General features: G+C 56.8%; 10 protein-coding genes. 7 read left to right on the top strand and 3 right to left on the bottom strand.

The window, feature by feature from the left end:
- The first annotated feature begins 5 nt into the window (after positions 1-5).
- The 5 genes from nqrM (at position 6) to GS605_RS09485 (ending at position 6,169) form a co-directional block, all read left to right on the top strand.
- The gene (gene nqrM / locus GS605_RS09505) at positions 6-242 is read left to right on the top strand and encodes a (Na+)-NQR maturation NqrM (protein ID WP_152460192.1); all 237 of its coding nucleotides are present in this window, start codon (positions 6-8) and stop codon (positions 240-242) included.
- Positions 243-313: 71 nt separating this feature from the next.
- Positions 314-1,984 (top strand): sulfatase-like hydrolase/transferase, encoded by a 1,671-nt coding sequence (locus tag GS605_RS09500; RefSeq protein WP_171723826.1) that lies wholly within the window; start codon positions 314-316, stop codon positions 1,982-1,984.
- A 193-nt stretch (positions 1,985-2,177) separates the two neighbouring features.
- Positions 2,178-3,695: a 2,3-bisphosphoglycerate-independent phosphoglycerate mutase gene (gpmI, locus tag GS605_RS09495; protein WP_171723825.1), complete on the top strand. Its 1,518-nt coding sequence runs from the start codon at positions 2,178-2,180 to the stop codon at positions 3,693-3,695.
- Positions 3,692-4,822 (top strand): murein hydrolase activator EnvC, encoded by a 1,131-nt coding sequence (locus GS605_RS09490; protein ID WP_171636221.1) that lies wholly within the window; start codon positions 3,692-3,694, stop codon positions 4,820-4,822. Before gpmI ends, GS605_RS09490 begins: the two co-directional genes overlap by 4 nt.
- Positions 4,823-4,828: 6 nt before the next feature.
- Positions 4,829-6,169, top strand: coding sequence for a S41 family peptidase (locus GS605_RS09485; RefSeq protein ID WP_171119151.1), 1,341 nt, complete (start codon positions 4,829-4,831; stop codon positions 6,167-6,169).
- 42 nt (positions 6,170-6,211) lie between these two features.
- Here the strand turns inward: GS605_RS09485 and GS605_RS09480 are convergent, their stop codons facing one another.
- The 3 genes from GS605_RS09480 to GS605_RS09470 form a co-directional block, all read right to left on the bottom strand.
- Entirely contained in the window at positions 6,212-7,738 is a 1,527-nt protein-coding gene (locus GS605_RS09480; RefSeq protein ID WP_171723824.1) for an MFS transporter, read from the bottom strand.
- A gap of 78 nt (positions 7,739-7,816) precedes the next feature.
- The gene (locus tag GS605_RS09475) at positions 7,817-8,176 is read right to left on the bottom strand and encodes a hypothetical protein (RefSeq protein ID WP_171636217.1); all 360 of its coding nucleotides are present in this window, start codon (positions 8,174-8,176) and stop codon (positions 7,817-7,819) included.
- Positions 8,177-8,187: 11 nt separating this feature from the next.
- The gene (locus GS605_RS09470; protein WP_171723823.1) at positions 8,188-8,949 is read right to left on the bottom strand and encodes a DUF6478 family protein; all 762 of its coding nucleotides are present in this window, start codon (positions 8,947-8,949) and stop codon (positions 8,188-8,190) included.
- A 252-nt stretch (positions 8,950-9,201) separates the two neighbouring features.
- On the opposite strand from GS605_RS09470, the gene GS605_RS09465 reads away from it, so the two are divergent.
- A complete protein-coding gene (locus GS605_RS09465; RefSeq protein WP_171723822.1) occupies positions 9,202-12,309 on the top strand; it encodes an ABC transporter transmembrane domain-containing protein in 3,108 nt (1,035 codons plus the stop codon).
- Positions 12,302-13,186, top strand: a complete 885-nt coding sequence (locus GS605_RS09460) for a CPBP family intramembrane glutamic endopeptidase (RefSeq protein ID WP_171723943.1) — start codon at positions 12,302-12,304, stop codon at positions 13,184-13,186. Before GS605_RS09465 ends, GS605_RS09460 begins: the two co-directional genes overlap by 8 nt.
- Positions 13,187-13,206 lie beyond the last annotated feature (20 nt).

Raw genomic sequence — 13,206 nt, 5'->3', positions numbered from 1 at the left:
CCGAGATGAGCACTTTTATTCTGGCCTTTATTCTTTTGGCGCTTGTCATGGTCGGTATGTCATTGGGTGTCATGCTGATGGGGAAGACCATCAAAGGCAGCTGCGGCGGCCTGAATGCGATCTCGGGCGCCGATAAATGCGTTGTGTGCCAAAAGGATGTCGACCCGGACAGCCCGCTGCGCGATCAGTTGCAGTGCAAACGGGCCAGGAAGATGCTGGAACAGATGGAACATCAGGCCTGAAGCAAGTTTTGCTTCGCTCTGCGAACGGAAGTGGCTAACTAGGTTCCCATGACTTTCGGGGAGGCGCCGCGTTGGCCAAGGCAAAGAATATCCTGTTCATCATGTTCGACCAGCTGCGCTGGGATTATCTGAGCTGTTACGGGCACCCACATCTGCATACTCCGAATATCGATCGTCTGGCCGCGCGCGGTGTCCGCTTTGACCGGGCCTATATCCAATCGCCGATTTGCGGCAGTTCCCGTATGTCGACCTATACCGGGCGCTATGTGCATTCCCATGGGGCTTCATGGAACAACATTCCCCTCAAAGTGGGTGAGATCACGTTGGGCGACCACCTGCGCAAGGCGGGAATGGACTGCTGGCTGGTCGGCAAGACACATATGGCCGCCGATGCCGAGGGGATGGCCCGTCTTGGGTTGGAGCCCGACAGCATCATCGGGGCCCGCGTCGCGGAATGCGGGTTTGACGTGTTCGAACGCGATGACGGGTTGCGCGCAGAGGGTCCGGACGGGTTCTATGACCCGGACGGGGCAAAGAAATACAACCATTACCTAGCAGACAAGGGGTACGAGAGCGACAATCCGTGGCATGATTTTGCCAATTCCGGTCTGGATGCCGATGGCAACGTGCTGTCAGGGTGGTTCCTGAAGAATTCATCCGAATCTGCAAATATCGCGGAAGAGGACAGTGAAACACCATATCTGACCACCCGTGGAATCGAGTTCATGAACAGCCATGACGGACCATGGTGCTGTCATCTCAGCTACATCAAGCCTCACTGGCCTTACATCGTGCCGGAACCTTACGCTTCGATGTACGGGCCTGAACATGTCGTGCCCGTGGTCCGCTCGGAAACTGAGCGAAAGAATGCCCACCCCGTCCTGAAGGCCTTCATGGACACCAAGGTCGGGCAGGCATTTTCACGAAAGGATGTCCGCGAGGCGGTGATCCCAGCTTACATGGGGCTGATCAAACAAGCGGATGACCAGATGGGTCGCCTGTTTGACTGGATGGAGAAAACCGGGCGGATGGACGACACGATGATCGTGCTGACCTCAGATCACGGTGATTTTCTGGGCGACCACTGGATGGGTGAAAAGACCTTTTTCCACGATGCCTCAACCAAAATGCCGCTGATCATTTATGACCCATCACCCGAAGCGGACGTCACGCGCGGCACCACCTGCGACGCGCTGGTCGAGTCGATCGATCTGGTGCCAACGTTTCTGGAACTGGCAGGCGGCGAAAAGGCCGGGCATATTCTCGAAGGGCATTCTCTGCTGCCGATCCTGCATGGTCAGTCCGACAAAACGCCCCGACAGGTCGCGATCTGCGAGTATGACTATTCCGCCTCTCCCATTGCGCAGCGGCTGAACGCATCTGTTCGTGACGCGGTGATGTTCATGGTCGCGAATGAAAAGTGGAAGCTCATCCATTGCGAAGGCGGGTACAGGCCGATCCTGTTCGATCTGGAAAACGACCCCGATGAACTGGTGGATCTGGGTGACAGCGCGGACCATTCGGACGTCATCGCGCAAATGTACGATCACCTGTTTGCCTGGGCGCGGCGCCCGTCACAGCGCACCACCCGGTCCGAACAGCAGTTGATCGATATGCGAACCCGAAGCGGGGGCACAGGCATCATGATCGGCATCTACGACGAAAACGACACGCCGCTGGAACTGACGGTCAAGTATCGCAACCGCAAGGCGAAGCCATACACGCGTTACCTCAAAGATTAGTCTCGTCCGGGTTGTCACCGATAAAACCATGATGGCTTTAGGTCGAAAAAATGCAGCGGCTCAATGTCCTCCAGCGATGGGCCGAAGCCGCCAGGCCGTTTGATTAATTCTGCGTAATTTGCCGCAAAGATGGTTCACCCCTTGCCGACCAGACGCTAGAAGAAGACCCAAGAGCAGTAATCGGAGAATTTCAATGCCAACCCCCAAACCCGTTGTTCTGTGCATTCTTGATGGGTGGGGCGTGTCAGACGACACACAGGCGAATGCGCCCTATCTGGCGAACACGCCGACCTTTGACGCGATCATGGCCAAATGCCCGCACGCCACGCTGACAACGCATGGCCCGGACGTAGGTCTGCCCAGTGGGCAGATGGGTAACTCCGAAGTCGGTCATACTAATATAGGTGCGGGCCGTGTTGTGGCCATGGATTTGGGGCAGATCGACCTGGCCATCGAAGACGGTTCGTTCTTTGGAAATGAGGCATTGCAGGCATTCATTTCCAAGGTCAAATCCTCAGGGGGGACGGCTCATCTCATGGGGTTGGTCTCGGATGGTGGTGTTCACGGGCACCTGAACCACATCATCGCTGCAACCAAGGCCATTACGGATGCCGGTGTTCCGGTCGCCCTGCATGCGGTCACGGATGGGCGCGACGTGGCCCCCAAATCTGCGCTGACCTATTTTTCCCAGTTGGAAGAACGGCTGCCCGAGGGGGCACGTGTCGTCACGGTAAGCGGTCGCTATTTCGCCATGGATCGCGACAATCGCTGGGAACGGATCGCAGAAGCTTATGACGCGATGATCAACGGCAAGGGCAGGGCGGCCGACACCGCACATGGCGCCGTGGACCATGCCTACAACCAGTATGAATCTGACGAATTCATTACGCCGACCGTGTTGCAAGGTTACAAGGGCGTCACCGACGGCGATGGTTTTTTCTGTCTAAATTTCCGCGCAGATCGTGCTCGTGAAATCCTGCGCGCGATTGGTGAACCGGGCTTTGCCGAGTTCGAAACCGGGCCGCGGCCGAAACTGTCGGCGCTGCTGGGCATGGTAGAGTATTCCGACGCTCACAACGCATATATGACCGCGGTTTTTCCGAAACGGGCGATTGTGAACACGCTCGGGGAATGGGTCGCCAAACAGGGGTTGCGTCAGTTCCGGCTAGCTGAAACCGAAAAATACCCCCATGTCACTTTTTTCCTGAACGGGGGCAAGGAGACCCCTGAAAAAGGTGAAGATCGCTATATGCCCAAATCACCCAAGGTTGCGACCTATGATTTGCAACCCGAGATGTCCTCGGCTGAGGTCACAGCCAAGTTTGTCGAGGCGATCGAACAAGGTTACGACCTGATCGTAACCAATTACGCCAACCCAGATATGGTCGGGCATACCGGCGACCTTCAAGCTGCGATCAAGGCATGCGAGGCCGTTGATGCGGGGTTGACTCAGGTCGTTGCTGCCTTGGAAAAAGCAGGTGGAGCAATGATCGTCACCGCCGATCACGGTAACTGTGAAGTGATGGTTGATCCGGAAACCGGCGGTCCGCATACGGCACACACGCTGAACCCGGTGCCCATAGCTTTGGTCGGAGGGCCAGAGGGCGCGCAGGTGCGTCAGGGGCGGTTATCTGATCTGGCGCCGACCCTGCTTGATTTGATGAACCTGCCCAAACCGCCGGAAATGACCGGAGAAAGCCTGCTGTCATGAGGCTGGCCGCCCTAGCGATTGTGCTGCTTTCAGCTTGTCAGGCCTTTGCCCAGACCGACGCTTCTCGGGCAGCACTGGATGCGGCAAGGATGCTGGAACAAGCGTCGATCTCGCTGAGCGAAGCAGACGGCGCAAGGGATCGGGTGCGGGCGCTGACCAAAACGATACAAGCCTATGAGGCCGGGCTGAGCGCGATGCGGACCGGTCTGCGCAAGGCTGCAACACGCGAAGCGCAACTGAGCGCGCAATTGAGCGCGCGTGAAAAGGACGTCAGGCAGTTGCTTGGCATCTTGCAGACCATCGAAACGACCGCGCCGCCAGTGCTGATGCTGCACCCGTCAGGCCCGTTGGGCGCGGCGCGGGCCGGAATGATGCTGTCCGAGGTCACGCCTGGTCTTAATGCAAAAGCGCAAGCGCTGGCACAGGACCTGCAAGAGGTTCAGACCCTGCGTCTGCTGCAACAAAGCGCCTCGGAAACTTTGACCGAAGGGCTGCGCGGTGTGCAGGACGCCCGCACGCGGTTGAGCGAAGCGATTGCCGACCGCACTGATTTGCCGCGTCGGTTTGTCGAAGACCCGGTGCGCACGGCCATTCTGATTTCTTCGACCGAGACTCTGGATGGTTTTGCAAGCGGTCTGTCAGAGATTTCAGAAGGCGAGATCATTGAAACCGACGCAAGCATCCTGGATCAGAAAGGACAGATTCCCTTGCCGGTGCAGGGCATTCTGCTGCACAAGGCCGGTGAACCGGACGCCGCAGGGGTCGCCCGCGCTGGTCTAGTCATCGGCACCCGTTCCCGTGCGCTTGTAACATCCCCCACTGCGGCCACGATCCGTTATCGCGGGCCACTGCTGGATTTGGGAAACCTTGTCATTCTGGAGCCGCAACCGGGCCTGTTGTTCGTGTTTTCGGGCTTGCAAGAGGTCTATGGTCAACCCGGGCAGGTGATCCCCAAAGGCACTCCGGTCGGCCTGATGCCGGGTGAAACGCCGGAAATCGGCGCAATATTGTCAACAAGCGGTGATGGCACTGGAACTGATCGTCCAGAAACGCTCTATATAGAGGTAAGAGAAGACAACACCCCGGTGGACCCGGAAACTTGGTTTCGGACCGACAAGGATGGATAAACGAGTATGAAGAAATTTGTGATGGCCGGTTTGGCCGGAACTGTGGCAGGTATTCTTGCGACTACGCAGATCGCAGGCCCACTGCTGGCGCAAGAGGCTGTGAACAAGGCCAGCGTCTATGAACAGCTTGACCTGTTCGGTGACATTTTCGAACGCATCCGTGCGCAATATGTCGAAGAGGTCGAGCCTGAAGAACTTATCGAGGCAGCAATCGATGGTATGCTGACCTCTCTTGATCCGCATTCCAGTTATCTTTCGCCCGATGATGCCGAACAGATGCGCGTGCAGACCCGGGGCGAGTTCGGTGGACTGGGTATTGAGGTCACGCAGGAAGACGGTTTTGTCAAAGTCGTGTCTCCCATCGACGACACACCCGCTGACGAGGCCGGGATCGAAGCCGGAGATTTCATCACACATGTGGATGGCGAAAGCATTCTGGGCCTGACGCTGGACAAGGCGGTGGATCTGATGCGGGGGCCGGTCGGCTCCGAGATTGTTATTACCGTCGTGCGCGAAGGCGAACCTGATCCCTTCGATGTCACCATTATCCGTGACACGATCAAGCTGACCGCCGTTCGCGCCCGCACCGAGGGCACAAGTGTCGTGCTGCGGGTAACGACCTTTAATGATCAGACTTTCCCCAACCTACAGGAAGGGTTGAAGGAACAGATCGAAGAAGCTGGTGGTATCGACAAGGTCAATGGTGTCGTACTGGACCTGCGCAACAACCCGGGCGGTCTGTTGACACAGGCCATCAAAGTTTCGGATGCGTTCCTGAACGAAGGGGAAATCGTCTCGACCCGTGGACGGGACCCGGAAGAGGGTGAGCGTTTCAATGCCACCCCCGGCGATCTGGCGGAAGGCAAACCCATTGTCGTGTTGATCAATGGTGGTTCGGCCTCGGCATCTGAAATCGTCGCGGGCGCGCTACAGGATCATCGCCGGGCCATCGTCGTCGGCACCAAAAGCTTCGGCAAAGGGTCGGTTCAGACGGTGATGCCGCTGCGGGGTGATGGTGCGATGCGCCTGACCACGTCCCGGTATTACACCCCATCGGGGCGGTCGATTCAGGCTCTGGGTGTCAGCCCTGATATTATCGTGGAACAACCCCGTCCGGCGCCAGAACCGGAAGAGGAAGAAACCAACGCCCGTTCGCGCTCCGAGGCCGATCTGCGCGGCAGCCTCAACAATGACAGCCTGAGCGAAGATGAGATCCGCCAGATAGAAGAAGATCGCGCCAAGGCCGAGGCAACCGCAGAGCTGAGGGAAGAGGATTACCAGCTGGCCTATGCCATCGATATCCTGAAGGGACTATCGGCCTTCAACCCCAACGGGCCGTCACAGTAAAACGGTAAGGGCTGCGGGTGTCGCAGCCCTTGGCTCCCGACTTCAGCTTTCGATCCGGTGCAGTTTCTTTTCGTCGAGAAGCAGCGCCAGAACGAGACCGACCGAGACGGACAAGGCCGAAAAGACGAAAGCCATACTCATCCCGCTGTCAAACGCCGCCGACAATGCCCGTTGAACCGTCTCTGCCTCGCTGGATGACAACCGGCTTATTACCGCGTGGGCGGACGGCGTATCAAGTGTTCCGCCATTGATCGTGCGAAGCTCTGCTTCGGTCAACTTGATGCCCGAAGCGGCCACATACTGGCGAAGCTCAGACAGGCTGACGACGTACATGATGGCCGTGGCACAGGCGACAGAGATTGCGCCGTAAACCAGGTGGGTCATGAAACTCAGGCCGCCAACCAGCCCAGCCCGTTCCGGCTTTACGGCGCACATTGCAGCAGTGCCTGACGGCCCAACCGTCAAAGTTGCGCCCAGCCCGATCATCGCCATGCCGGGCAGGATGCGAAAGTACCCCAGATCACCGGGCAGCACGACAATGGTCGCAGCGCCGATCGTTGCGATCAGATATCCCCAAAACAGCAGCCGCTTGGGGCCGAAATCATTGTAAAGCGTACCCGAAACAATTGATCCCACGGCAAGCAACACGGTCAGCGGCGCCAAGCCCAGTGCCGATTCAAACGTCGACCAGCCCAGCACCTTTTGCATGTATTGGGGAAAATACAGCAGCCCCACAAATGCCGCGGACACGTTGAACATGTTCAGGCCAAGGGTGATGCGAAACTCGCGGTTTTGCATCATCTGCGGCAAAAGCAGTGGCTCTGTCACGCGTTTCTCGACTTTGGGGAACAGAATGAAAAGCGCAGCGCTGGTGAAAAACAGCATCAACAACGGGACGGACGTCCACCCCCAGTCCGCGCCCACATCCAAACCGTAAAGCAGCAGCAAAACGGCAAAAGACAACACACCCATCCCGGCGAAGTCGAGGTGTTCATCCGGTTTGTGCTGTGTTTCGCGCTCCATCAGGATCAGCGCGGTGGCCATCGAAATGCAGGAAAAAACGACATTGGCAAGGAAAAAGTAGCGCCACTCTCCCAAGTTCACGGCCAATCCGCTGATCATCGGACCAAACACGTTTCCGGTGGTCACACCTGCCAGAATTAGCCCCATCACCAAGGCTCGATGTTCTGGCTTTGATACTTTGGTTGCCCCGAAGGCCAGCGTGCAGGGCCATACACAACCCGCGCCGATGCCTTGCAGCGTACGCGCAATGACAAGAAAATCAAGACTGGGCGAAACGAAGCACATGACCGAGGAAAACAGAAAGATCGACAGGCCAAAAAGCATCATTCTGCGGTGGCCATACATGTCGCCAAGCCGCCCGCCTGCGACCATGGTCATGGCGAAAAACAAGGCATAGATGTTCAGAACCCATTGGGTGCTGGTAATATCGGCGTCAAAGCTGCTTTCGATCGCAGGCACCAGCATCAGGGCGCCGGTAAAATCAATACCGATACCAAATCCGGTAACCATCAAAGCGATGACTTTGACTATGCTGCTGCGATCCATGATAAGGCGCGATCCGTTCTGAAAACGCCAATGATGCACGAATCCGGCAAGATTGACAGGAAAACCAGCCGGAACGGATCAAGGGTCGTCGCGGCAGATCCGGCGGAAAGCGCGTTTCAGCATATCCAGTTCAGCCCGCAGCAAATCGATTTCGGCCCTTAGGTCATCTGCGGCGGGCTCACCGGCAATCACCGTGAAGCTTCCCAGTTTCTCGGTTGTGGCTGCATCTGCAACGACGAACGTGTGCACGCCTTCGGATAGGGCTGCAACAGGCACCTGTATGCGCAAGTCCCATCCGTCTGCTGCGGGCGACAGGTCAACATTGCTCAGGGTTTCGCCCTGATAGCTTACCTCGGGGTTAGGCGTACTGCTGGCTTGAATGTGGCCTTGCCAGATTCCGTTTTCGAACCGTATGAAGGTTAGCTTGGTCTGCGTCATGACTGATCTTCTCACAAATCGGCGCGATGAAAACGGCAAAACGTAAGATCCCGCACCACCATGCGATTCATCTCGGGCGTTTCAAAAATCAAATCCAGCCAGATTTTTTCGATCCTGCGCTCATTCAGGGGGAGATGCGCCAGATCAAAATCCACGGCCTTTGATACCTCGCCGGGATCAAGGCGTCGCAACACCTGTTCCATATTGGGCCCGTGCTGAATGTTGAGGCGCGCGAAAACGCCCGATGGCTTTTCACACTCGATCAGGGTTTCCAGCCTCACAAGATGCTCGCGCGTCAGGTGAATTGCAGCGTCCTCAGGCAATTCAACCGAAACGGACAGGAAGGACCCCCCAAAGCTGAAAGCCTCGATCACGAGACTGAACGGAGCCAAATCTCTGTCCTCTCTGTTTCGGACTTGCCGCACGGCAATTTCAGAAAACGGGCAATCGTGGAACACGCTGACCTGACTGTCCAGGACGGTCTTTCGCGGTGCCGAAGCCACACCCGGTTGCGTGAGGGGCGCACGCCATAGGTCGGGACGGCAGCTCCAGTCTGTTCCGACGGGTTTGGGAAACTGTGTGGACCCAATCGTCGGCCGGATCAAGCGACTGTCTGCCTGCAGAATTAAATGATCAAGATGCCTGCGCAAACTGCGGGCCTGATCCCGTTGCAAGCGCAAATCTGCCTGGCTGGCATAAGGCGCCTGATGCGCGGCCCGACGCCAGCGCCCCAGAGTCTTGCGATGAATATAGCGATCCAGAATCCTGCCCATGGCCACGTCGTCCGATAATGCCCGGCCTTAGTCAAGGACAACGGCATGAACAAAACCGTAATAACGGAATTGCTATTGAAGCCTTGTGTTTTCCTGTTGGGGTCTGACCACAATTTGGATAGGCGCAACATGCTGAAACTGAACCGGTCTATTCTTGCAATGTACCGGGTCAGTGCTTACCGTTTGGCTCCTGCAAAGTGGGTCATCCCAAGAACAGCCACACAACAGTTTAGCGCATGACAAGGCCAGGTTATGGAGTCCACTTTATTTGCCTTCATTTGGAAATATTCGAAGAAACAGCAACTTGTTCTACTTCTGCTGACGGTCCTGTCGTTCCCGTTTCTTTACGCCTCGCTGGAACTTCCCAAACAGATCATCAACGACGCAATCGGCGCGCCGGGTGACACGGTAACCATCTGGAGCTTCACCGTGACGCAGGTTCAGTATCTAATGATACTGTGTGTTGCGTTCCTGGCGACGGTGATCGTGAGCGGTGTCATGAAGATGCGCATCAACACGATGAAGGGCGTCCTTGCCGAGCGCATGCTGCGGCGCCTGCGCTATACGTTGTTTCAACGGTCGATGCGGTTTCCGAAATCCTATTTTGCGACCACCAGCCAGGGTGAGCTAGTATCGATGATCACGTCCGAGGCCGAACCGATGGGTGGCCTGATGGGGGATGCCATCGCGCAGCCGGTTTTCCAGTTCGGCCAGATGATGACGATCGTCACCTTCCTGTTCATGCAAAGCGTTTGGTTCGGACTTGCCAGTATCGCGCTGATCCCGCTTCAGGCCTGGCTGATCCCCAAGCTTCAGCGGCAGATCAACCTTCTAAACAAGGACCGCATTCAGGAAGTCCGACGTCTGAGCTCGGAGATCGGCGAAACTGCGGCAGGTATCAGCGATCTGCGTACCAACGGAGGGTGGCGCTATCGCCTTGCGCAATTCAGCCATCGGCTAGGGAAACTGTTCGAGATCCGTTTCAAGATCTACAACAAAAAATTCTTCATGAAGTTCCTCAACAACCTGATAACTCAGATGACACCCTTCCTGTTTTATTCAGTGGGAGGATATCTGGCGATTACCGGTGAGGTGACCGTAGGTGCGCTGGTTGCCGCGTTGGGCGCCTATAAGGATCTGAGCGGCCCATGGAAGGATCTGCTGACCTATTACAATCAGGTACAGGACATGTCTTTGCGGTGGGAAATCGTCACCGAAAGATTTGCGCCTGACAACATGATACCGGAAGAGCTGTTCGAGGGAGAACCTGAAACCATCCCGCGTCTGACTGGCGACATCGAGCTGCGAAATGTGACGGTTCGCGACAGCGATGGGAAAACCGTTCTCGAAGATCTTGATCTGACCATTCCGCGTGGCGCGCGCGTCGCAATTCAGTCTGGACAGGCGTCGGAACGCAGTGCGTTGGGACAGCTTTTGACTCGTGAGGTGTTGCCGGCTCAGGGTGAGGTGATAATAGCCGGGCATAATCTGCGGGGTCTGCATCAGGCCGTCATCGCGGCACGGATCGGCTATGCCTATTCGCGCCCTTACCTGTTTGACGGGACATTGGGCGACAACCTCATGATGCCTTTGCGCACGCATCCACGACATCAAGCAGATATGCTCAAGGCCCCGACGCGGTGGCAGATCGAAGCTGTTCGTGCAGGCAATTCACCGGATTCTCTGGACGATGAATGGATTGACCCGGGTCTCGCCGGTCTTGACGATATCGACGACATACGTGACTGGTGGTTCCAGCTGGTGGAAGCGATGGGCATCGACGAGTTCATGTTCCGCCGCACTTTGCGTACGCAGTTCGACCCGGAAATTCACCCGGTCCTGGCACAGGAAGTTGTCAATTTACGAGGGACCATCGCCGAGCGCCTGGCAGAAAAGGGGCTTGATCGATATGTGTACCGTTTCGACCCTGATCGCTTTAACCCGGCAGTTCCGCTGGGCGGAAACTTGTTGTTCGCGGCGCCATCCAAGGACATTTCTCCGGATATACTGGCGGGTGACGAACGGTTCGTTCAGATGCTCAGCGCCCATGATCTGGTTGACGACGTGATCAGCATTTCTCAGGCCGTCATGGACACGCTCAGCAAGACCTTCGGGCGGGACGGGGCGGATCACCCGCTTTTCCTGAGGCTTGGCATGTCCAAGGACATGTATCACAAATTGCTGGATATCGAAGAACGGCGCAAAGCCAAGGGTGATATGGCCGTAAGCGACCAGGAGCGCGCATTGCTATTGACAGTACCGTTCCTGTTGACGGCCGAGCAGATTGGCCCAAACTTCCCGGAAGAATACAAGGAAAAGATTCTTGCCATCCGCAAAAGTCAGGCCAAGCGGCTGCTGGACGCGATGGGCGGCATGTTCATGTCAGTTGCGCCGGACATCTATGTGCCACGTCTGACCGCGATGGAAAATGCGATCTACGGCCGGGTTTCGTTGATGGCCGGTGCACACGCGGACGAAATAGAAGACGTTGTGGCCGAAGCCATGAACGAAGCCGGCCTGCGACGCCGTGCAGCTGCCATCATCTACGATCTGGCAGCAGGCCTGGGCGGGAACAATCTGCCGACCGTCTTTCAGGAGCGTGCCGCATTCTCACGCGCGGGTATCAAACGGCCTGACGTCCTGATTCTGGACAGGGCCCTGGCAAGTCACGATTCCGAAAGCCGGTTGCGCACCCGCCTGAAACTGCGGGAATTGTTGCCGGATTCCATTATGATCTTTATGGAAGATCACTTTGCACATCCCGAAGCGTATGATCTGTTTGTGGAAATCAAGGATGGCCGTATCGATGGTGTGTCACGATCCAAATCCCCGCAAGAAGACAGCACGTCGGACGATCTGAGCCGCAAGCTCGAAATCATTTCGGCGACCGAGTTGTTTTCCGGCGTGGATGGCCGCAACCAGCGGTTGTTGGCGTTCTCAGCGCAATGGTACGAAGCAGCAGCGGGGCAAGTCATTTTCTCGCGTGGTCAGGCGCCCGACGCGGCGTATCTGTGCGTCTCAGGGCAGGCCAGGCTGGACTGGCCCACGGATGATGGAAAAAAACGCCCGATCTCGATCATCGAACCCGGGCGGCTGATCGGTGATCTCTCGATCATAACAGGAGAGCCCAGACAACTGGATCTGGTCGCCACCGAAGATTGCAGGTTCCTGCGTATCGGCGCCGAGGAACTGCGTGCCGTGGTCGAAAGCGACGCTTCGGTTGCTACGCAATTGCTACAGACTGTTGCGGGATATCTGACTACGTTGTCCACAAGAATCAATGCGGCGCAGAACCCCGAGGAGCTGCTCCCGACGATTACGGATCAGGCGATTCAGGAAAGCACGGGTGAAAATGCCTAAAGCATACTCCGCTCATGACCATCTGGTCGAAACCGCACGCGGCAAACCGGAAATCTGGCGCCTGTTGCTGGGGCTCTTGCTGGTTGCCGTGCTGGTCAGCGTTCTGAACATGGTATTTTTTACCGTGGTTGCCGGGATGGGTCCGGAAAACTGGGCGCAGACGCTTCTGTTGGGCGGTTCACCCCTCGCGCTGCTGTTGCTGTTGGCCAGTTTCGGATTCATCATTCTGGGCGTGGCCGTCGCCGCGCGGCAGGTTCAGCACAGGTCTTTGGTGTCCATCGTGGGCGGGTACCGATTGGCTGCGGGCCAATTCCTTAAAGTGTTGAAAGCACTTCTTATTTTGGGCGTTGTCGGGTTCCTGCTGCCGCCTTATGGCTTTGGCGGATCTCTGTCGCAGAACCTGCCATTGTCAACCTGGCTTCTTCTTTTGCCGGTTTCGGCCTTGGTTGTTCTGGTGCAGACCAGCGCCGAAGAGCTGTTGTTCAGAGGCTATATTCAGCAAACCCTGGCAGCCAGATTCCAATCGCCTGTCATCTGGATGGGGGTACCATCGATCCTGTTTGCAATTGGACATTACACACCGGACATGGCTGGCGACAACGCGTTGCTGATTGCGCTGTGGGCTTGCGTTTTCGGTCTGCTGACATCGGACCTAACGGCACGGGCGGGAACATTGGGGCCAGCTATCGCCTTGCATTTTTTCAACAACATCATTGCGTTGCTGTTCATCTCGTTGCCCGACAACCTGAACGGACTGGCGCTGTTCACCCTTCCGTTTGATGCATCTGATGCCGAACAGCTTCGTCCCTGGCTTCTGGTGGACCTTGCCGTGATGTTCGTTTGCTGGCTGGCCGCGCGACTTGCGCTCAGGCGTTGATTGCAATTCCTTCCGTGGCG

The sequence above is a fragment of the Ruegeria sp. HKCCD7559 genome (assembly GCF_013110575.1).
Taxonomy (GTDB): Bacteria; Pseudomonadota; Alphaproteobacteria; order Rhodobacterales; family Rhodobacteraceae; genus Ruegeria.
Note: the sequence above shows the minus strand (reverse complement) of the source record. Positions and strands in the feature narration are given on the sequence as shown.

Coding starts and splice junctions, on each gene's coding strand:
- gpmI (WP_171723825.1), top strand. CDS start 2,178: ATGCCAACCCCCAAACCCGTTGTTCTGTGCATTCTTGATGGGTGGGGC.
- GS605_RS09490 (WP_171636221.1), top strand. CDS start 3,692: ATGAGGCTGGCCGCCCTAGCGATTGTGCTGCTTTCAGCTTGTCAGGCC.
- GS605_RS09480 (WP_171723824.1), bottom strand. CDS start 7,738: ATGGATCGCAGCAGCATAGTCAAAGTCATCGCTTTGATGGTTACCGGA.
- nqrM (WP_152460192.1), top strand. CDS start 6: ATGAGCACTTTTATTCTGGCCTTTATTCTTTTGGCGCTTGTCATGGTC.
- GS605_RS09470 (WP_171723823.1), bottom strand. CDS start 8,949: ATGGGCAGGATTCTGGATCGCTATATTCATCGCAAGACTCTGGGGCGC.
- GS605_RS09460 (WP_171723943.1), top strand. CDS start 12,302: ATGCCTAAAGCATACTCCGCTCATGACCATCTGGTCGAAACCGCACGC.
- GS605_RS09475 (WP_171636217.1), bottom strand. CDS start 8,176: ATGACGCAGACCAAGCTAACCTTCATACGGTTCGAAAACGGAATCTGG.
- GS605_RS09485 (WP_171119151.1), top strand. CDS start 4,829: ATGAAGAAATTTGTGATGGCCGGTTTGGCCGGAACTGTGGCAGGTATT.
- GS605_RS09465 (WP_171723822.1), top strand. CDS start 9,202: ATGGAGTCCACTTTATTTGCCTTCATTTGGAAATATTCGAAGAAACAG.